Below are 19527 nucleotides of genomic sequence, written 5' to 3' on the forward strand. Positions count from 1 at the left end.
TGCCGTAGCGTCCAAAGGGATTAATGCTGACCTGAGACCCCGCAGATCCCTGTGGGAGCGGGCTTGCCCGCGAAGGGCCGCAAAGCGGCCCCAGCTTTTGACTGTCGCTTTTGATCTGCGCCAGCGCAGCGAGGCGTGCTCTTGATCTACCCGCGACCTCAGGAGGCCGAACGCAGGCATTGCGAAGGGAGGTGCCGGCCATGGATGGCCGGCAAGCGCTACGGGCCAGGATGACCCGTTCAGCGCGGTACTTCCGGGAGCAATGCCGGAGTGAGGGAACCCCGGAGGGTAGGGCAGGGGCCGTATGTGGGAGCCAGGCCTTTTTGGTTACTTTTTGGGGCGTTTGCCAAAAAGTGACTCGCCGTAAGGGCGAAAGCGGCCAAAACTGCCACTAAATCAAACAAATAAGCCCACATCCAATAAAGCCAACCTACTTGAACCGCCGCTCAACCCCCTTCTCAACCAAGATCTTCGCCGAAATCTCCTCAACCGAAAAATGCGTCGAATCAATGTTCGGAATATTCTCCCGGCGGAATAGATTCTCCACCTCACGCACCTCGAACTCACACTGCGCAAAGCTCGAATATCGGCTATTAGGCTTGCGCTCATGGCGAATAGCCGTCAACCGGTCCGGGTCAATGGTCAGGCCAAACAACTTGCTGTGATGCTTCTTCAGCACCGCCGGCAACTGCAGCCGCTCCATGTCATCCTCAGTCAACGGATAGTTCGCCGCACGAATCCCGAACTGCATCGCCATGTACAGACAGGTCGGCGTCTTGCCGCAGCGCGACACCCCCACCAGAATCAGGTCGGCCTTGTCGTAGTAATGCGTGCGCGCACCATCATCGTTGTCCAGCGCAAAGTTCACCGCCTCGATCCGCTCCATATAGTTGGAGTTGCCGCCAATCGAGTGCGACTTGCCCACCGAATACGACGAATGCGCGGTCAGTTCCTGCTCCAAGGGCGACAGGAACGACGAAAAGATATCGATCATGAACCCGTTGGAAGTCGCCAGAATCTCGCGAATGTCCTGGTTGACGATGGTGTCGAAGATGATCGGCCGCATCCCGTCACGCTCCGCCGCTGCGTTGATCTGCAGCACCATCGTGCGCGCCTTGTCCGGGCTGTCGATGTACGGGCGGGTGAATTTATTGAACGGAATGCTCTCGAATTGTGCGAGCAGGCTTTGACCCAGGGTCTCGGCAGTGATGCCGGTGCCGTCGGAGATGAAAAACGCGGTTCGTTTCATTTGCACCCTAGGCCTTAAGCTGATGACGTTTCTTGGATATGATAAGTTCGCTTTGCCGAATGCGGCTTTTGGCATTCTCACTTATTTTCCAGGTCCCGGCCATAAGCGCCCGGCCCAGTCTGAACCGTCAGGCGGGCGCTCTGAGCTTTTCCAACACCGTTAGTGGAGAGATCACCTTGGTAGAGTACGTAGTTTCCCTCGATAAGCTCGGCGTCCATGATGTAGAGCATGTGGGGGGCAAGAACGCATCCCTCGGCGAGATGATCAGTAACCTCGCAGGTGCCGGCGTCTCGGTGCCGGGCGGCTTTGCCACTACGGCTCAGGCGTACCGTGACTTTCTCGAGCAGAGCGGGCTGAACGCGCAGATCCATGCCGCGCTCGATGCACTGGACGTGGATGACGTCAACGCCCTGGCCAAGACCGGCGCGCAGATCCGTCAGTGGATCATGGAAGCCGAGTTTCCCGAGCGCCTGAATGCCGAAATCCGCGCTGCCTTCGCCGAAATGGCCCAGGGTAACGACAACATGGCCGTGGCCGTGCGCTCTTCGGCCACCGCAGAAGACCTGCCAGACGCCTCCTTTGCTGGCCAGCAAGAGACCTTCCTCAATATCCGTGGCGTTGAAAACGTGATCCGCGCGGCCAAGGAAGTATTCGCTTCGCTGTTCAACGATCGCGCCATTTCCTACCGCGTGCACCAGGGCTTTGACCACAAACTGGTCGCCCTGTCGGCTGGCGTGCAGCGCATGGTCCGTTCCGAAACCGGCACTGCCGGGGTGATGTTCACCCTCGATACCGAATCGGGTTTCCGCGACGTGGTGTTCATTACCGGCGCCTACGGCCTGGGCGAAACCGTGGTTCAGGGCGCGGTCAACCCTGACGAATTCTATGTCCACAAGCACACCCTGCAAGCCGGCCGCCCGGCGATCTTGCGCCGCAACCTGGGCAGCAAGGCGCTGAAGATGGTCTACGGCGACGAAGCCAAGGCCGGTCGTTCGGTCAAGACCGTCGAAGTCGACCGTGCCGAACGTGCGCGCTTCTGCCTGAGCGATGACGAAGTCAACGAGCTGGCCAAGCAGGCCATGATCATCGAGCAGCATTACCAGCGGCCGATGGACATCGAGTGGGCCAAGGACGGTGACGACGGCAAGCTGTACATCGTTCAGGCCCGCCCAGAAACAGTAAAAAGCCGCGCCAGCGCCAATGTCATGGAGCGCTACCTGCTCAAAGAGAAGGGCACGGTACTGGTCGAAGGCCGCGCCATTGGCCAGCGCATCGGCGCCGGCAAGGTGCGGATCATCAACGACGTGTCGGAAATGGACCGCGTCCAGCCGGGCGACGTGCTGGTGTCGGACATGACCGACCCGGATTGGGAACCGGTCATGAAACGCGCCAGCGCCATCGTCACCAACCGTGGCGGGCGTACCTGCCACGCGGCGATCATCGCTCGTGAGCTGGGCATTCCGGCCGTAGTCGGTTGTGGCAACGCCACCCAGCTGCTCAAGGACGGCCAGGGCGTGACCGTGTCCTGCGCCGAGGGCGATACCGGCTTCATCTTCGAAGGTGAGCTGGGCTTCGACATCAAGCAGAATTCGGTCGATGCCATGCCCGACCTGCCGTTCAAGATCATGATGAACGTCGGCAACCCGGATCGCGCCTTTGATTTTGCCCAGTTGCCCAACGCCGGTGTCGGCCTGGCGCGTCTGGAGTTCATCATCAACCGCATGATCGGCGTGCACCCCAAGGCGCTGCTCAACTACGCCGGGTTGCCACCTGAGCTGAAGGACAGTGTCGACAAGCGTATCGCCGGTTATTCCGATCCGGTCGGCTTCTATGTCGAGAAACTGGTCGAAGGCATCAGCACCCTGGCTGCGGCGTTCTACCCGAAAAAGGTCATCGTGCGGCTGTCGGACTTCAAGTCCAACGAATACGCCAACCTGATCGGCGGCAAGCTGTACGAGCCGGAAGAAGAAAACCCGATGCTGGGCTTCCGCGGTGCTTCGCGCTACATCAGCGAGTCGTTCCGTGACTGCTTCGAGCTCGAGTGCCGTGCGCTCAAGCGCGTGCGCAACGAGATGGGCCTGACCAACGTCGAGATCATGGTACCGTTCGTGCGCACCCTGGGTGAGGCCAGCCAGGTTGTCGATTTGCTTGCCGAAAACGGCCTGGCTCGTGGCGACAACGGCCTGCGCGTGATCATGATGTGCGAGCTGCCGTCCAACGCGATTCTGGCTGAAGAGTTCCTCGAGTACTTCGACGGCTTCTCGATCGGCTCCAACGACCTGACTCAGCTTACCCTGGGCCTGGACCGCGATTCGGGTATCATCGCGCACCTGTTCGATGAGCGTAATCCTGCGGTGAAAAAGCTGCTGGCCAACGCCATCCAGGCCTGTAACAAGGCCGGCAAGTACATCGGCATCTGTGGCCAGGGCCCTTCCGACCACCCAGACCTGGCCAAGTGGCTGATGGAACAGGGGATCGAGAGCGTGTCGCTGAACCCGGATTCGGTACTCGAGACCTGGTTCTTCCTGGCCGAAGGTCAAGCCCCGGCCTGATCCAACCACTGCGCAGGCACGTCCGACGTGCCTGCGCGCGTATTCTTCGGGGCGAGTTCCAGCGATGGTTCCCGCCCTTTTTCATACAAGTATTCTATGCAAAGCAGTAGCGCTCTCTTCCCCGTGGCCTTGCAAAGTGCCGAACGCCGCGGTGACCTCAGTGAAGACGTGTACCGGATCAAGGCTGGCAACAGCCCCGACCCCAGCGTCGAGCTGGCGGTCACGCGTCTTGGCCTTGCCGATCACGGCGGCGTTCATGGCATACCGGTGATTCTGCTGCACGGCAGCTTCTCCAATCGACGGTTCTGGTTTTCGCCCAAAGGCATCGGCTTGGGCGCGTTTCTGGCGCGGGCCGGTTTTGATGTGTGGATCCCGGAGATGCGCGGTCATGGCCTGTCACCGCGTAATCGCCAGTGGCGGCAAAACCGCGTAGCCGACTACGCGCGCTACGATCTGCCGGTGATTGCTGCATTTGTCCATGAACAAGCCGGCCGGGCTGCACACTGGATCGGCCATTCGCTGGGCGGGACCACGCTTACGGCAGCGCTGGGTGGCGCTTACCTGCCATCTGAGCAGGTGGCCAGCGTGGCCCTGTTTGGCACCCAGATCAGCCGCGTGTACTGGCCGTTGAAGGTGCCGACAGTGGAGTGGGGCGCGCGCTTGCTGCTCAAACGCTTTGCACATATTTCTGGCTCCCGGCTCAAGCGCGGGCCGGAAGACGAGCCGATCGGCCTGGCGCTGGAGAGCATGCGTTGGCATGGCCTGTTCGGGCGCTTCGGCGAGAAGGGCAAGGATTGGTGGGCGGGGCTGACCGAGGTCGACGTGCCACTGCTGGCGGTGGCGGGCGCGGGTGATCTGCAGGACCCGGTGTGGGCCTGCCGCAAGCTGTTCGAGCAATACGGCGCCGAGCGCAAGCAGTTTCTTTGCCTGGGCCGGGAGCAGGGCTTCGATGCCTTTGGCCATGTCGACATGTTGGTAAGCAAGGCTGCGCAGACCCAGGTATGGCCGCTGATCGAAGGCTGGTTGCGTGATCCTGACGCGCCGGTACGTGGCGCCGAACTGGCGGCCGGCCTGACTGAGCAGTCGCAGATGACTGCACCACCTCGCGCGGTGTAGCCTTGGCCGGACTTTCCGCTTTCGTTGTGCCTGACAGGAGCCTTCCCATGCAGCATTACGTAACGCCCGATCTGTGCGACGCCAACCCAGACCTAGTCCAGGTGCTGGAACCGATGTTCAGCAACTTCGGTGGCCGCGACTCGTTCGGCGGCCAGATCGTGACCATCAAGTGTTTTGAAGACAACTCGCTGGTCAAGGCCCAAGCCGAGCTTGATGGCCGCGGCAAGGTGCTGGTGGTCGACGGTGGCGGCTCGCTGCGTTGCGCGCTGCTGGGCGACATGATTGCCGCCAAGGCTGCGCAAAACGGTTGGGAAGGCCTGGTCATCTATGGCTGCGTGCGCGATGTAGACGTGCTGGTGCAGACCAACGTCGGTGTGCAGGCGCTGGCCGCGCATCCGCTGAAGACCGACAAGCGTGGCCTTGGCGACCTCAACGTGGTGGTGACCTTCGCCGGCGTGACCTTCCGCCCGGGTGAATACGTTTACGCCGACAACAACGGCGTGATCGTTTCGCCGCAACCGCTGCAAATGCCCGAGTGATGCGCCGCGCGCGCTGATGGAGCTGGAATGTTCGAGGAAGACAACGCGCAGTGGGGGCTGGTGCATGCCCTGGTGCTCGATGGCAAAGGTGGCGCGCGTTCTATCGCTCGGACCGAACTGGATGACCTGCAGTTGCAGCCAGAGCAGAGCCTTTGGCTGCACTGGGACCGCAGCCATCCGCAGACCCGCAGTTGGTTGCTGCGCGAAAGCGGGCTGAGCGAGTTCAGCTGCGAGCTGCTGCTTGAAGAAAACACCCGACCACGGCTGTTGCCGTTGGCGGATGAGCAGTTGCTGCTTTTTTTGCGCGGGGTCAATCTCAATCCTGGTGCCGAGCCTGAAGATATGGTCTCGGTGCGCATATTTGCCCAGGCGCAACGGATCATCTCGCTGCGCTTGCGGCCACTGCGTGCCAGCGACGAAATCCTGCAGCTGCTGAGCGAGGGCAGGGGGCCCAAATCGGCCTCCGAGTTGCTCTTGCTGATGGGCGAACTGCTGACCGAAAAGGTCCAGGCGCTGGTCAGTGATCTGTCCGAACTCGTCGATTTCGAAGAAGAGAAGGTGGAGTCCGACGAACGGTACACGCCAGAAGACGGCGTGCTGCAGCAGATCCGCCGCCGCGCTGCCGGCCTGCGCCGCTTCCTGGCGCCGCAACGGGAAATCTACGTACAGCTTGCAAGGCACAAGTGGAGCTGGTTCGCTGACGCCGATGCCGATTACTGGAACGAGCTCAACAACAGCCTGATCCGCTACCTCGAGGAGCTGGAACTGACCCGCGAGCGCGCCGCACTGGTGCTGGAGAGCGAAGACCGGCGGCGCAGCGAGCGGATGAACCGGACCATGTTCCGCTTCGGCATCATCACCTGCATTTTCTTGCCGATGAGCTTTGTCACCGGCCTGCTGGGGATCAACGTCGGCGGCATTCCGGGCGCCGACAGCCCCTATGGATTCCTGTTCGCCAGCCTGCTGGTCCTGGCACTGGCGGCAGGGCAGTGGTGGTTGTTCCGCCGCCTGCGCTGGGTGTGATCCGGTGCATTTTGAAACATTCGCGTGCGGTGACGTTGTGACCCGTTGCCCGGCGCCCTCGTCTTTGACTGACATTACGCGAGGTGCCCATGCACGATCCGTTTGAACAATCCTTGCGTGACCTGCTCAATGCGTCGCCGTCCGGTCAGGACCGAGACGACGCAGCGTGTCTGGGTCGCGTGCTGAAAACCGCCAACCGTCAGGTTGGTGCAGGCGATCTATTCAGCTTGCTTGGCCGTTGGAGCCAGGCGCTGATGATTGCCGTCAACAATGGCTCGGCGCATGTTGCGCCGGTGCGCCGTAATCCTGCCGCTGGCAGCAAAGCTGATAAGGCTGATTGAATATGGAACTCGATCTCTGGACCCAGAGCCTGGTCACCGCCATGACTGCCCTTTGGACCAAGGTGGCGAACTTCATCCCCAACCTGTTCGGCGCGCTGGTCGTGGTGCTGCTCGGTTTCGTGGTGGCCAAGCTGCTCGATACGCTGTTGTCCAAGCTGCTCGCCAAGTTTGGCCTGGACCGTCTGATGGCCGGTACGGGCATGACCAAGATGCTCAGCCGCGGCGGCATTCAGGTGCCGATATCGACCCTGATCGGCAAGATCGTGTATTGGTTCGTGCTGCTGATCTTCCTCGTCTCTGCGGCTGAGTCACTCGGCCTTGAGCGGGTCTCGGCAACGCTGGACATGCTCGCGCTGTATCTGCCCAAGGTATTTGGCGCGGCCCTGGTGCTGCTGGCCGGGGTCATGCTTGCGCAACTGGTCAATGGCCTGGTCCGCGGCGCCGCGGAAGGCATCGGCCTGGAGTACGCTGCAGGCGTCGGGCGCATCGCTCAAGGCCTGGTGATCATCATTGCGATCTCGGTGGCTATCAGCCAGCTGGAGGTCAAGACCGACCTGCTCAACCACGTAATCGTCATTGGCTTGATTACCGTTGGTCTGGCAATTGCCCTGGCGATGGGCTTGGGCAGCCGCGAAATTGCCGGGCAGATTCTGGCTGGGATTTACGTGCGCGAGCTGTATCAGGTCGGCCAGCAGGTCCGGATTGGAGAGGTTGAAGGGCAGATCGAAGAGATCGGCACGGTGAAGACGACAGTGCTGACCGACGATGGCGAATTGGTGTCGTTGGCCAACCGCAGCTTGCTCGAACAGCGTGTCGATAGCCGCTAACCGGGTAAAAGCTGTTACTGTATGTCGCCGCGAAAACGCGCCCTGAGGGTGCGTGCGGCGACTTGACCTGACTGTCGGCCAGATTCGTTTTGAATAAAGTTCATTCGCCGCCCATGCGCTATGACCCACACGAACTCACCGACGAGGAGTTGGTGGCGCGTTCGCATGAGGAGCTGTTTCACGTTACCCGGGCGTATGAGGAACTCATGCGCCGGTACCAACGGACCCTGTTCAACGTTTGTGCACGTTATCTGGGGAACGACCGCGACGCTGACGATGTCTGTCAGGAGGTGATGCTGAAAGTGCTGTACGGGTTGAAGAACTTCGAAGGTAAATCCAAGTTCAAGACCTGGCTCTACAGCATCACCTACAACGAGTGCATCACCCAGTACCGCAAGGAGCGACGCAAACGCAGGCTGATGGATGCCTTGAGCCTTGACCCTATAGAAGAGGCGTCAGAGGACAAGGCACCAAAACCTGAAGAAAAGGGCGGCCTGGACAAGTGGCTGGTGCATGTGAACCCGATTGACCGCGAGATCCTGGTGCTGCGTTTTGTCGCAGAGCTGGAATTCCAGGAGATCGCCGATATCATGCACATGGGCTTGAGCGCAACGAAAATGCGCTACAAGCGTGCGCTCGACAAGCTCAGAGAGAAATTTGCTGGCGAGGTTGAAACTTAGTGGCCAGCAAATGTCTCTAAACCACCGGTGAGTTCTGCTAGACTTGCCGTCGAGTTGTCCCCCGGTTTTTGGTGGGACTGCTTATCTATCACACGATGGGGATTTAACGGATGAAATTGAAAAACACTTTGGGCTTGGCCATTGGCTCGCTCGTTGCCGCTGCTTCGTTCGGCGCTCTGGCACAAGGCACAGGCGCTGTAGAAGTCGAAGGCTTCTACAAGAAAGAATTCTTCGACAGCCAGCGTGACTTCAAGAACGACGGCAACCTGTTCGGCGGCTCGATCGGTTACTTCCTGACCGACGACGTTGAACTGCGTCTGGGCTACGACGAAGTCCACAACGCTCGTGGCGAAGATGGCAAGAACATCAAGGGCTCGAACACCGCCCTGGACGCTCTGTACCACTTCAACAACCCGTACGACGCAATCCGTCCGTACGTGTCGGCTGGTTTCTCCCACCAGTCCATCGGCCAGACCGGCCGTGGTGGTCGTAACCAGTCCACCTTCGCCAACGTTGGCGCTGGTGCCAAGTGGTACATCACCGACATGTTCTACGCTCGTGCTGGCGTTGAAGCTCAGTACAACATCGACCAAGGCGACACCGAGTGGGCGCCAAGCGTTGGTATCGGCCTGAACTTCGGCGGTAGCCCGAAGACTGCTGAAGTCGCTCCAGCTCCAGTTGCTGAAGTGTGCTCCGACAGCGACAACGACGGCGTCTGCGACAACGTCGACAAATGCCCAGACACCCCAGCCAACGTTACCGTTGACGCCGACGGCTGCCCAGCAGTTGCCGAAGTCGTACGTGTTGAGCTGGACGTCAAGTTCGACTTCGACAAGTCGGTTGTCAAGCCTAACAGCTACGGCGACATCAAGAACCTGGCTGACTTCATGAAGCAGTACCCATCGACTACTACCACTGTCGAAGGTCACACTGACTCCGTAGGTCCAGACGCTTACAACCAGAAGCTGTCCGAGCGTCGCGCTAGCGCCGTTAAGCAAGTTCTGACCCAGCAGTACGGCGTAGAATCGAGCCGTGTTGACTCGGTTGGCTACGGCGAAACCCGTCCGGTTGCTGACAACGCCACCGAAGAAGGTCGCGCTGTTAACCGTCGCGTTGAAGCGCAAGTAGAAGCTCAAGCCAAGTAATTGGTCTGAGATTCAGGAAAAACCCGGCCTAGGCCGGGTTTTTCTTTGCCTGTAAAAAAGTCCGCTGTGCCGCGTTCAGGCAACGCCTAGGGCTGCGGTCACCAGCTCGGCCACCGCGCCTTGCCGCGCTACTTCGCCTATCACCAGCACTGCTGGGCTGCGCAGGGCGAAGGCGGTCGCATCCATGACCATCTCCAGCAGCGTACTGCGGCACTCGCGCTGGCTCGGTAGCGAAGCGTTTTCGATCATGGCGACGGGCGTGTCTACCGCCATGCCGGCCTCGAGCAAACCCCGTCGAATGTCCCCCAGCCGAGCCACGCCCATGTACACCACCAAGGTGGTGCCGCCCTGAGTCAGGCCTGCCCAGTTCAGCTCGCTGTCATCCTGGGTATGTGCAGTCACCAAGGTCACGCCACGGCTGACCCCGCGCAGGGTGAGGGGGATGCCGCACTGAGTGGCACCCGCCAGTCCAGCGGTGATGCCGTTGACCAACTCCACCTCGATACCGCGCTGCTGCAGCCACAGTGCTTCTTCGCCGCCACGGCCAAAGATGCATGGGTCGCCGCCTTTCAGGCGTGCCACGCAGCGCCCCTGGCGGGCATGGCGCAACATCAGGCGCTGAATGAACGCTTGCGGCGTCGAGCGACAACCGCCGCGTTTGCCCACGGCAATCACCCGTGCCCTTGGGCAATGCTCAAGCACAGCCGGATTGACCAGATCATCGATCATCACCACCTGCGCCTCGCGCAAGGCCCGCACCGCTTTCAGCGTTAGCAGTTCAGGGTCGCCGGGGCCGGCACCAACCAACCAGATTTTTGCGTTCATCAGATGTTCCTCATCAAGCAGCGCGCTCAGCCCTTGAACAGGCTGAACAGCAATATCAGGTTGAACAGCAGAGACAGCACGGCAAGCGTCTGCCAGACCTTGAGCGGCTCGCGCTCCAGCAATGGCCGTGGCCGCTCGCTCAGTTCCTGGCGGTCGCCACGTTCGAGCAACAGCAGCCATTGCTCGGCGGTTTCGAAACGTTGCCGGGGATCGGCCGCGACGGCTTGCTCCAGATTGCGTTGCAGCCATTCAGGCAGGTCCGGGCGATAACGGCCGGGGCTGACCAGGTGGATGAAGCGCGGCCGTTGGAAGGCCTCGATTTCACCGTAGGGGTAGTGCCCGGTGAGCAGGTAGTAAAGAGTTACACCCGTGGCATAGAGGTCCTGGCGGGCCTGCGGCAGTTGCCCGTCGAACGCCTCCGGGGCAATGAACGACGGCGTACCGGGCAGGTCATGGGGGGCGTCTTCAGAAAGCCCTGGGCAATAGGCAAGGCCAAAGTCGAGCAGGCGCAACTGGCCGTCTGTGCCCAGGTGCAGATTCTCGGGCTTGATATCCCGATGCAGCAGGTTGCGCCGGTGCAGCACGCCGACTGCCTGCAGCAACTGACGGGCGATTTCCAGCCACTGCGCCAGGGGTAGCGGGCCTTGCACGTTGTACAGGGCGCTGAGGGTCTGGCCCGGGTATTCGCGCATCAGGTAGTACACATGCTGACGGTGATTGGCCGCATGCACCTCAGGGAAGTGCCGACCGGCCACCCGCCGCAGAAACCACTCTTCCTGCAGCAAGCGCTGAGCGGCACCCGGATCTGCTTCGGCGGCGCCGGGCAGGGTCTTGAGCAGCCACGCCTGGCCCTGGCTGTCATGCACCCGATACAGCAGCGACTGGCGGCTGCGGGCCAACTGAGCATCGACCTGCCAGCCATCGATGGCTTGCCCGGGGCGCAGCGGCCCGGGCACTGGCCATTGCTGCAGTTGCGCCAGGGTGTCGCTGAAGTTGCTCGGGCCGAGCTGTTCGATCTGCACCAGCACGGCACTGGCGTTGTCCTGGCTACCGGCATGATGGGCGCTGGCGACCAAGATGTCGGCGGCGTCCTGCAGGTCAGGTTGATCTCTGAGGATGGCGGCAATCGCTTGCTCGCCAAGGCAGGCCCAGACACCATCGCTGAGCAGCAGCAGGGTTTCGCCGGCAACCAGCTCACCGTCCAGGTAGTCCACCAACAGATGCTGGTCCAGGCCCAGCGCGCGCTTGAGGACATGCTGCATGCCCGGCTGATCCCAGACATGGTCTTCGCTCAGGCACAGCAAGCGGCCCTGATCCCAGCGATAGGCACGGCAGTCACCGACGTGGGCGAGGGTGAAGCGGCGCCCGCGCAGGACCAGTGCAGTGAGGGTGGTCAGCAGCGGCTGGCCGCTGCCTTGGGCGCGCAGCCAGCGGTTTTGCGCCAGCAGCAGGCGATCCAGCGCCTGCGCGACCGGCCAGGTGGCCGGCGTGGCGTAGTAGTCCAGCGCCAACGCCTGCAGGCTGGCTCGCGCGGCCAGGCCGCCATCGGCGCACTGACTGACGCCGTCGGCCAGTGCGACCAGATAGCCTTTGCTCGCTGCCAATTCCGGTGCCGGTGTCACCAGGCGCAGAGCGTCCTGGTTCTCGCTGCGCGGACCGGTGGCGCTGGCTTGGCCAAAGCGCAATTGCAGGCTCATGGGTTTGCCCTATACCCGCGCTGCGGTAACCGCAGCCGAGCCCCAGGTGGTGCGCCAGCGTAGTTTGACCCCATGCAGGCCAAACCAGGCCAGCAGGCCCAGGCTTGCGAACAGCCACAGACCCAGCTGGTAGTCACCGGTGTGCTGCTTGATCATGCCCAGCCCTGCGGCCAGGAGGAAGCCACCGATGCCGCCGGCCATGCCGATCAAGCCAGTCATTACTCCGATTTCCTGGCGGAAGCGCTGCGGCACCAGCTGAAACACTGCGCCATTGCCGGCGCCCAGGCCAAGCATGGCGCTGACGAAAAGAGCCAGCGCAGCCGTGGCGCTAGGCAGGTTGAAGCCGACCGCGGCGATACATACCGCAGCTACGCCATACATGCCGAGCAGGGTGCGGATGCCGCCAAAGCGGTCGGCCAGAGCGCCGCCCAGCGGGCGCATCATGCTGCCGCCAAACACGCAGGCCGCGGTGTAGTAGCCGGCAGTGATCGGGTTCAGGCCATATTGGTCGCTGAAGTAGCCCGGCAGGGCGCTGGCCAGGCCAATGAAGCCGCCAAAGGTGACGCTGTAGAAGAACATGAACCACCAGCTGTCGCGATCACCCAGCGCCTTGAAGTAGTCGGCCATGGCTTTGCGTTTTGGTCGTTGCGGCGCGTTGCGGGCCAGCAAGGCAAACACCAGCAGGGTCAGCAGCAGCGGGATCAGGGCGAAGCCGAACACGTTGTTCCAGCCATAGGCTGCGGCCAGGGCCGGCGCCAGCAGCGCCGCGAAGACGGTGCCGGAGTTGCCGGCGCCAGCGATGCCCATCGCTTTGCCCTGATGCTGCGGCGGGTACCACTGCGAGGCCAGCGGCAGTGACACGGCGAACGAAGCGCCGGCAAATCCGAGAAAAACTCCCAGCAGCAAGGCTTGTTCGTAGCTGTGCACGCCCCAGTGCCAGGCGCAGGCCAACGCCACGATCACCACCACCTGGCCCATCAGTCCAGCGGTTTTGGGCGACAGACGATCGACCAGCAGACCCATGCCAAAGCGTAGCAGGGCGCCGGCCAGGATGGGCGTGGCGACCATCAGGCCGCGCTCTTGTGGGGTCAACTGCAGGTCGGTGGCAATCTGCACCGCCATCGGTCCGAGCAGGTACCAGACCATGAAACTCAGGTCGAAATACAGGAATGCGGCAAACAGGGTAGGCACATGCCCGGATTTCCAGAAGCTCGTATTCATCGAACACCTCACGCGGCTTGCAACGGTTGTCATGCCCAGGCTGTGCTGGGCTGGAACGAAAAAGACGCCGCTACCCGATCCATCTTGATGGAGGGGTGAGCGACGTCTTTGTCGGAAACTGTGGCAACCGCCGTTGGCTACCTGTAGTGATTGCACAGCAAAAGCCGGGCCAACCCCTTGGGAGGCAACCGTTTCAGCCGAGCAACTCGTGCATGGCGATGATCTGCTCCGCCACCTGGATGAGCTTCTGCTGCTTGCTCATGGCCTGACGGCGCATGAGGGTGTAGGCCTGCTCTTCATTGCAGTCCTTCATCCTCATCAGCAAGCCCTTGGCATGCTCCACACGCTTGCGCTCGGCCAGTTGCTGGTCGCGCGCCAACAGCTGGGCCTTGAGCGCCTGGTCGCTCTCGAAGCGGGCCATCGCTACATCCAGAATCGGCTGCAGGCGGCTGCTCTGAATGCCCTCGACGATGTAGGCACTGACCCCGGCGTGGATCGCTTGGCGCATCACATCCGGGTCGTGTTCGTCGGTGAACAGGACAATCGGCCGTGGCAGATCGCGGCTGACCAGCACCACCTGCTCCATGACATCACGCCCCGGTGACTCGGTATCGATCAAGACCACGTCCGGGCGCACCGTTTCGACGCAGGCAGGCAGGTCGATGGTGAGGCCCGTGGCCTCGATGACCTCGAAGCCGGCTTCGATCAGTGCCAGCTTGAGCCGGCCGACTTTTTTCTCTGTGTCGTCGATCAACAGGATCCGTAGCATGTTCAGCCCCTTCACCGAGCGAGATGGGCGCTAGGCGCCGGTGTCATGGCGTGCAGGTGAAAACTGCGGGCGTAGCCATGCGGGTCGCTGCCATCCCAGCGGATGCCGTCGATCAACAGGCTGCTGCGCATTGCTGATACGTCGCCTGGCAAGCCGAGCTCAGCGGCAGCAGCGCGGTACAGGGCTAGCTGCTGCACCTGGTTGGCGACCGTCAGGTAGTCGGGGTCTTCGCGCAGCAAACCCCAGCGGCGGAACTGGGTCATGAACCACATGCCATCGGACAGGTAGGGCTGGTTGGCCCGGCCTTGGTCATGAAAGCGCAGTGCGTGTGGGTCCTGCCAGTGATTGCCCAGCCCGTCCTGATAGTCGCCGAGCAGGCGCGGTTCAATCGTCGCCACTGCAGTATCCAGGTAGGCACTGCCGCTCAGTAGATGAGCCGTGCTACGGCGATTCTCCTGGCTCTGCTCGATAAACTGGCTGGCGGCCAATATCGCCTTGACCAGTGCACGGGCGCTGTTGGGGTACAGCTCGACGAACGCTCGCGCGCAGCCAAGGACCTTTTCCGGGTGGTCCGGCCAGATCGACTGGCTGGTGGCGAGGGTGAAGCCCTGGCCCTCGGCCACCGCCTGGGCTGACCACGGTTCGCCGACGCAGAAGCCATCGATGCGACCGGCCTGTACATGGGCGACCATTTGCGCGGGCGGCACCACGACGCTGGCGACGTCGTGCAGCGGATGAATGCCCTGGCTGGCCAGCCAGTAATACAGCCACATGGCGTGGGTGCCGGTAGGAAATGTCTGGGCAAAGGTCAGCTTCGCCCCTGATTGGTGCACCAGTTTTGCCAGTGCTTCAGGGCTGGTCACGCCTTTGCGCTGCAGGGCGGGTGACAGGTTGATGGCCTGGGCGTTCTGGTTCAGGCCCATCAGCACGGCCATATCGCGGCGGGCGCTGCCGCCGATGCCCAGGTGCACTGCGTAGATCAGGCCATACAGGCAATGCCCTGCATCCAGCTCGCCACTGACCAGCTTGTCACGCATGCCGGCCCAGGAGGCCTGGCGCTTGAGGTTGAGGGTCAGGCCTTGCTGCTGGGCGAAGCCCTGAGTGGCGGCAACCACTACCGAAGCGCAGTCGGTAAGGGCCATGAAACCGATATCGAGGCTGGGTTTTTCCGGCGCGTCACTTCCGTTGACCCAGGCCAGAGGTGTTGCGTGGGGAGCTGTATTCACAAAAATCCTCGCCTGTACCGAATAGGCTGTGCCTGCTGTTGAAGCAAGGCATATGCCAGACGGTCAGCAAAGGCCTGTCGCGCCAGCGGCGTGCTGGCTATAATCGCCCCCTCACTCATCCCCGAGTCTTGCCCGCCCATGTATAACCTGGCCCGCCAGCTGCTGTTCAAGCTTTCTCCGGAAACCTCCCACGACCTCTCCCTGGACCTGATTGGTGCCGGTGGCCGGCTGGGGCTCAATGGCCTGCTGTGCAAGCAGCCGGCGCCATCGCCAGTGACGGTGATGGGCTTGAACTTTGCCAACCCGGTCGGGCTGGCGGCGGGTCTGGACAAGAACGGCGCGGCCATCGATGGCTTTGCCCAGCTGGGCTTCGGCTTTGTCGAAATCGGTACCGTGACGCCACGCCCGCAGCCGGGCAACCCCAAGCCGCGGCTGTTTCGTCTGCCTGAGGCAACGGCGATCATCAACCGCATGGGCTTCAACAACCTGGGCGTCGATCACCTGCTGGAGCGGGTGCGTGCCTCGCGCTTCGATGGCGTGCTGGGGATCAACATCGGCAAGAACTTCGACACGCCGGTCGAGCGCGCGGTCGACGATTACCTGATTGGCCTGGAGAAGGTCTACAACGACGCCAGCTACATCACCGTCAATGTCAGCTCGCCGAATACCCCGGGCCTGCGCTCGCTGCAGTTCGGTGACTCGCTCAAGCAGTTGCTGGATGCACTTGCGGTGCGCCGCGAGCAGCTTGCCACTGAGTATGCCAAGCGTGTGCCGCTGGCGATCAAGATTGCCCCGGACATGACCGACGAAGAAACCGCGCTGGTAGCTGCGGCGCTGCTGGAGTCGGGCATGGATGCAGTGATCGCAACCAACACCACGCTGTCCCGTGAAGGCGTCGAGAGCCTGCCGTATGGCGCTGAAGCCGGTGGCCTGTCGGGTGCGCCAGTGCTGGCCAAGAGTACCCATACGGTCAAGGTGCTGGCAGGGGAGTTGGCCGGGCGGATGCCGATCATCGCCGCAGGTGGGATCACCGAAGGCCGTCACGCAGCTGAGAAAATCGCTGCCGGTGCCAGCCTGGTACAGATCTATTCGGGCTTCATTTACAAGGGCCCGGCGCTGATTCGCGAAGCAGTCGATGCCATTGCAGCAATGCCACGGGGCTGATCAGCGGGCATAAAAAAGGGCCCCTTTAAGGGGCCCCTGGGCCGCAGCCCGCCGCCCGGATGGGGCGTGCATGGTGACTCGAATTCAGATTCCTTGATCAGCCAACGGCGTGATTTTCGTTGAGTCTATGAATGCCAGCAGTGCCGGTCATGCCGTCCCAGTTATCTCCGCGACCCTCGCGCCAGCCGTTTATCCAGGCCTGACGTACAGATGCTAGGGTGAAGGGGCAAAGTTCGCGAGATTTGCCGGTGACCCCATACTGGTAGCCACGTGAATATGCTCTTTCCAACGGATCACGCTTAAGTCTTCTCATAGGGTGTTGCCCTCACTTGTTGACTGTAATGTCCCGTCGGCCTCACAGAGGCCGGGCAGAATCTTTCTGCCGGTTTGCGCTCGCTGCCGGCGTGGCGAGCTTGAAGTGCCGTTTCGTTGCGAAGCGGCCTGTGGTCAGTTCTAACCAATGAAAGTCACAGTGTGAATGATCGTTTTGTCATAAGGACGTAACGTTTCTGTAGGTGAAGTGATAAGTAAATAAATGCGACTCAACCTTGTTTGGGCAAATGCCCGCTGTGATCGGGGTTTAGCCGCACTGGCCGCTATTTGGCCAGCGTCGTCAAAAAACGGCTGAATTAATTTGAAATGCGACGAAGGGTCACTTTAATGACCTGGCGCAAGAATTTTTCGTACTGCTCGACGATCAAAGGCTGCTTTCACCCTTGGGTGCATGCACAATTGTCGGGCGGCCAGGCCTTCGCGAATCACGCAAGGCCACCCGAGCGCCTGAAAAGGGCGCTCGGGAAAACCCTGACGGACGATGCGTCGTCCCGTCACTCAAATAGCCATAGGCACTGGATTACTCATGTCGGACCGTTTCGAACTTTACCTCACCTGCCCCAAGGGCCTAGAAGGCCTGCTCGCCGATGAGGCCCGAGGCCTCGGCCTTGAGGACGTGCGTGAGCACACCTCGGCCATTCGTGGCGAGGCCGACATGGAAACCGCCTATCGCTTGTGCCTGTGGTCCCGCTTGGGCAACCGCGTACTGCTGGTGCTCAAACGTTTTGCGATGAAAAATGCCGATGACCTCTACGACGGCGTCAATGCCGTCGAATGGCAGGATCATCTGCTCGCCGAAGGCTCGCTGGCCGTGGAGTTCAGCGGGCATGGTTCGGGCATCGACAACACCCACTTTGGTGCGCTGAAGGTCAAGGACGCCATCGTCGACAAGCTGCGCGACAAAGACGGCCTGCGCCCGTCGGTCGACAAGCTGAATCCGGACATGCGTGTGCACCTGCGTCTGGATCGTGGTGAAGCGATCCTCTCGCTCGACCTCTCTGGGCACAGCCTGCACCAGCGCGGCTATCGCCTGCAGCAGGGCGCCGCGCCGCTCAAGGAAAACCTCGCCGCAGCGGTGCTGATTCGTTCCGGCTGGCCGCGCATTGCTGCCGAAGGCGGCGCGCTGGCTGACCCGATGTGCGGTGTCGGTACCTTCCTCGTCGAGGCCGCGATGATCGCCGCCGATATTGCGCCCAACCTCAAGCGCGAGCGTTGGGGCTTCAGCGCCTGGCTTGGCCACGTGCCGGCGTTGTGGCGCAAGGTTCATGACGAAGCAACCCAGCGCGCCGAAGCCGGCCTGGCCAAGCCGCCGCTGTGGATTCGCGGTTACGAAGCCGACCCACGGCTGATTCAGCCGGGCCGCAACAACGTCGAACGGGCCGGCCTGAGCGACTGGATCAAGATCTACCAGGGTGAGGTCGGCACGTTTGAACCGCGTCCGGACCAGAACCAGAAAGGTCTGGTCATCAGCAACCCGCCTTACGGCGAGCGTCTGGGCGACGAAGCCAGCTTGCTCTACCTCTACCAGAACCTGGGCGAGCGTCTGCGCCAGGCGTGTCTGGGCTGGGAGGCGGCGGTGTTCACCGGCGCGCCTGAACTGGGCAAGCGTATGGGTGTGCGCAGCCACAAACAGTACGCGTTCTGGAACGGCGCGTTGCCGTGCAAACTGCTGCTGTTCAAGATCCAGCCTGATCAGTTCGTCACGGGTGTCTCCGGCGAGCGTCGTTCTGTCGACGCCCAGGAAGCTGACAGCGATCGCCCGGTGGCAGTCGTCAACGAGCCGGCGCGCCTTTCCGAAGGTGCGCAGATGTTTGCCAACCGCTTGCAGAAGAACCTCAAGCAGCTGGGCAAGTGGGCCCGCCGCGAACATATCGACTGCTACCGCCTGTATGACGCCGACATGCCCGAATACGCTGTGGCGATCGACCTCTACCAGGATTGGGTGCACGTTCAGGAGTACGCCGCCCCGCGTACCATCGATCCAGAAAAGGCCCAAGGGCGTCTGCTCGATGTGCTTGCAGCGATCCCGCAGGCACTGGGCATCGATCAGCAGCGTATTGTGCTCAAGCGCCGTCAGCGTCAGAGCGGTACTCGCCAGTATGAGCGTCAAGCGACTGAAGGGCGTTTCCAGGAAGTCAGCGAAGGCGGCGTCAAGTTGCTGGTCAACCTGACCGATTATCTCGATACCGGGCTGTTCCTCGATCACCGTCCGATGCGCATGCGCATCCAGCGCGAGGCGGCCGGCAAGCGTTTCCTCAACCTGTTCTGCTACACCGCCACGGCGACTGTGCATGCGGCCAAGGGCGGCGCACGCGAGACCACCAGCGTCGACCTGTCCAAGACCTACCTGGACTGGGCGCGGCGCAACCTCTCGCTCAATGGCTACTCCGATCGCCATCGCCTGGAGCAGGGTGACGTCATGGCCTGGCTGGAGAGCTGCCGCGAGAGCTACGACCTGATCTTCATCGACCCGCCGACGTTCTCCAATTCCAAGCGCATGGAAGGGGTGTTCGACGTGCAGCGCGACCACGTGCAGTTGCTTGACCTGGCCCTGGCCCGGTTGGCGCCTGGCGGTGTGCTGTATTTCTCCAACAACTTCCGCAAGTTCCAGCTCGACGAGAGCGTGAGCGCGCGGTATGCCGTGGAAGAAATAAGCGCGCAGACGGTTGATCCGGACTTTGCTCGCAACAACAAGATCCACCGTGCCTGGCGCTTGCAGCTGCGCTGAAGTGGCACTAGGTAATGTCGGAGTTGCGCCGCTAATGGCCAATAGCTATAAATAGTCAGGGTTGAACAATTCGCAGGACGCTGACGTGACGA

17 protein-coding genes are annotated in these 19527 nt (G+C 61.7%); 10 read left to right on the forward strand and 7 right to left on the reverse strand.

Going from position 1 to position 19527, the window contains the following annotated elements:
* Nucleotides 1-430: 430 nt before the first annotated feature.
* Nucleotides 431-1249, reverse strand: a complete 819-nt coding sequence (locus tag M2396_RS01075; RefSeq protein ID WP_103438071.1) for a pyruvate, water dikinase regulatory protein — start codon at nt 1247-1249, stop codon at nt 431-433.
* A 176-nt stretch (nt 1250-1425) separates the two neighbouring features.
* Here M2396_RS01075 and ppsA point away from each other — a divergent pair, with 176 nt between their 5' ends.
* From ppsA to M2396_RS01115, 8 genes are all read left to right on the forward strand, one after another.
* Nucleotides 1426-3801: a phosphoenolpyruvate synthase gene (ppsA, locus tag M2396_RS01080; protein WP_259072409.1), complete on the forward strand. Its 2376-nt coding sequence runs from the start codon at nt 1426-1428 to the stop codon at nt 3799-3801.
* A 96-nt stretch (nt 3802-3897) separates the two neighbouring features.
* Nucleotides 3898-4917, forward strand: coding sequence for an alpha/beta fold hydrolase (locus M2396_RS01085; protein WP_259072410.1), 1020 nt, complete (start codon nt 3898-3900; stop codon nt 4915-4917).
* A 47-nt stretch (nt 4918-4964) separates the two neighbouring features.
* The gene (gene rraA / locus M2396_RS01090; RefSeq protein ID WP_101321327.1) at nt 4965-5456 is read left to right on the forward strand and encodes a ribonuclease E activity regulator RraA; all 492 of its coding nucleotides are present in this window, start codon (nt 4965-4967) and stop codon (nt 5454-5456) included.
* A gap of 27 nt (nt 5457-5483) precedes the next feature.
* Nucleotides 5484-6479 (forward strand): CorA family divalent cation transporter, encoded by a 996-nt coding sequence (locus M2396_RS01095; RefSeq protein ID WP_150570713.1) that lies wholly within the window; start codon nt 5484-5486, stop codon nt 6477-6479.
* An 89-nt stretch (nt 6480-6568) separates the two neighbouring features.
* Nucleotides 6569-6820 (forward strand): CrfX protein, encoded by a 252-nt coding sequence (locus tag M2396_RS01100; protein ID WP_101321323.1) that lies wholly within the window; start codon nt 6569-6571, stop codon nt 6818-6820.
* A gap of 2 nt (nt 6821-6822) precedes the next feature.
* Complete coding sequence (locus tag M2396_RS01105) at nt 6823-7647, forward strand: mechanosensitive ion channel family protein (protein WP_101321321.1); 825 nt, start codon at nt 6823-6825, stop codon at nt 7645-7647.
* A gap of 113 nt (nt 7648-7760) precedes the next feature.
* The gene (sigX, locus tag M2396_RS01110) at nt 7761-8327 is read left to right on the forward strand and encodes an RNA polymerase sigma factor SigX (RefSeq protein ID WP_101321319.1); all 567 of its coding nucleotides are present in this window, start codon (nt 7761-7763) and stop codon (nt 8325-8327) included.
* 110 nt (nt 8328-8437) lie between these two features.
* Entirely contained in the window at nt 8438-9472 is a 1035-nt protein-coding gene (locus tag M2396_RS01115; RefSeq protein WP_101321317.1) for an OmpA family protein, read from the forward strand.
* 75 nt (nt 9473-9547) lie between these two features.
* On the opposite strand, the gene cobA is transcribed toward M2396_RS01115, so the two are convergent.
* The 5 genes from cobA to M2396_RS01140 form a co-directional block, all read right to left on the reverse strand.
* Nucleotides 9548-10297 (reverse strand): uroporphyrinogen-III C-methyltransferase, encoded by a 750-nt coding sequence (cobA, locus tag M2396_RS01120; protein ID WP_259072414.1) that lies wholly within the window; start codon nt 10295-10297, stop codon nt 9548-9550.
* Nucleotides 10298-10323: 26 nt separating this feature from the next.
* Entirely contained in the window at nt 10324-11994 is a 1671-nt protein-coding gene (locus M2396_RS01125; RefSeq protein WP_259072415.1) for a bifunctional protein-serine/threonine kinase/phosphatase, read from the reverse strand.
* A gap of 9 nt (nt 11995-12003) precedes the next feature.
* Nucleotides 12004-13215 (reverse strand): NarK/NasA family nitrate transporter, encoded by a 1212-nt coding sequence (locus M2396_RS01130; RefSeq protein ID WP_101321311.1) that lies wholly within the window; start codon nt 13213-13215, stop codon nt 12004-12006.
* 193 nt (nt 13216-13408) lie between these two features.
* Entirely contained in the window at nt 13409-13984 is a 576-nt protein-coding gene (locus tag M2396_RS01135; protein WP_259072417.1) for an ANTAR domain-containing response regulator, read from the reverse strand.
* A gap of 11 nt (nt 13985-13995) precedes the next feature.
* Nucleotides 13996-15210, reverse strand: a complete 1215-nt coding sequence (locus tag M2396_RS01140) for a CmpA/NrtA family ABC transporter substrate-binding protein (RefSeq protein WP_259072420.1) — start codon at nt 15208-15210, stop codon at nt 13996-13998.
* 138 nt (nt 15211-15348) lie between these two features.
* Between M2396_RS01140 and M2396_RS01145 the strand changes: the two genes are divergently transcribed.
* Nucleotides 15349-16374: a quinone-dependent dihydroorotate dehydrogenase gene (locus tag M2396_RS01145; RefSeq protein ID WP_101321307.1), complete on the forward strand. Its 1026-nt coding sequence runs from the start codon at nt 15349-15351 to the stop codon at nt 16372-16374.
* A 97-nt stretch (nt 16375-16471) separates the two neighbouring features.
* Here M2396_RS01145 and rmf read toward each other — a convergent pair whose 3' ends face one another.
* Nucleotides 16472-16687: a ribosome modulation factor gene (gene rmf, locus M2396_RS01150; protein WP_101321305.1), complete on the reverse strand. Its 216-nt coding sequence runs from the start codon at nt 16685-16687 to the stop codon at nt 16472-16474.
* A 546-nt stretch (nt 16688-17233) separates the two neighbouring features.
* Between rmf and rlmKL the strand changes: the two genes are divergently transcribed.
* Nucleotides 17234-19435, forward strand: a complete 2202-nt coding sequence (gene rlmKL, locus M2396_RS01155) for a bifunctional 23S rRNA (guanine(2069)-N(7))-methyltransferase RlmK/23S rRNA (guanine(2445)-N(2))-methyltransferase RlmL (protein WP_259072421.1) — start codon at nt 17234-17236, stop codon at nt 19433-19435.
* Nucleotides 19436-19527: the final 92 nt, after the last annotated feature.

The sequence above is a fragment of the Pseudomonas sp. BIGb0278 genome (genome assembly GCF_024809895.1).
GTDB lineage: Bacteria > Pseudomonadota > Gammaproteobacteria > Pseudomonadales > Pseudomonadaceae > Aquipseudomonas > Aquipseudomonas shirazensis.

What these genes read in the sequence shown, in the direction of transcription:
- M2396_RS01075 (WP_103438071.1), bottom strand. Translation starts at nt 1,249, where the DNA reads ATGAAACGAACCGCGTTTTTCATCTCCGACGGCACCGGCATCACTGCC.
- M2396_RS01085 (WP_259072410.1), top strand. Translation starts at nt 3,898, where the DNA reads ATGCAAAGCAGTAGCGCTCTCTTCCCCGTGGCCTTGCAAAGTGCCGAA.
- rraA (WP_101321327.1), top strand. Translation starts at nt 4,965, where the DNA reads ATGCAGCATTACGTAACGCCCGATCTGTGCGACGCCAACCCAGACCTA.
- M2396_RS01095 (WP_150570713.1), top strand. Translation starts at nt 5,484, where the DNA reads ATGTTCGAGGAAGACAACGCGCAGTGGGGGCTGGTGCATGCCCTGGTG.
- M2396_RS01100 (WP_101321323.1), top strand. Translation starts at nt 6,569, where the DNA reads ATGCACGATCCGTTTGAACAATCCTTGCGTGACCTGCTCAATGCGTCG.
- M2396_RS01105 (WP_101321321.1), top strand. Translation starts at nt 6,823, where the DNA reads ATGGAACTCGATCTCTGGACCCAGAGCCTGGTCACCGCCATGACTGCC.
- sigX (WP_101321319.1), top strand. Translation starts at nt 7,761, where the DNA reads ATGCGCTATGACCCACACGAACTCACCGACGAGGAGTTGGTGGCGCGT.
- M2396_RS01115 (WP_101321317.1), top strand. Translation starts at nt 8,438, where the DNA reads ATGAAATTGAAAAACACTTTGGGCTTGGCCATTGGCTCGCTCGTTGCC.
- cobA (WP_259072414.1), bottom strand. Translation starts at nt 10,297, where the DNA reads ATGAACGCAAAAATCTGGTTGGTTGGTGCCGGCCCCGGCGACCCTGAA.
- M2396_RS01125 (WP_259072415.1), bottom strand. Translation starts at nt 11,994, where the DNA reads ATGAGCCTGCAATTGCGCTTTGGCCAAGCCAGCGCCACCGGTCCGCGC.
- M2396_RS01130 (WP_101321311.1), bottom strand. Translation starts at nt 13,215, where the DNA reads ATGAATACGAGCTTCTGGAAATCCGGGCATGTGCCTACCCTGTTTGCC.
- M2396_RS01135 (WP_259072417.1), bottom strand. Translation starts at nt 13,984, where the DNA reads ATGCTACGGATCCTGTTGATCGACGACACAGAGAAAAAAGTCGGCCGG.
- M2396_RS01145 (WP_101321307.1), top strand. Translation starts at nt 15,349, where the DNA reads ATGTATAACCTGGCCCGCCAGCTGCTGTTCAAGCTTTCTCCGGAAACC.
- rmf (WP_101321305.1), bottom strand. Translation starts at nt 16,687, where the DNA reads ATGAGAAGACTTAAGCGTGATCCGTTGGAAAGAGCATATTCACGTGGC.
- rlmKL (WP_259072421.1), top strand. Translation starts at nt 17,234, where the DNA reads ATGTCGGACCGTTTCGAACTTTACCTCACCTGCCCCAAGGGCCTAGAA.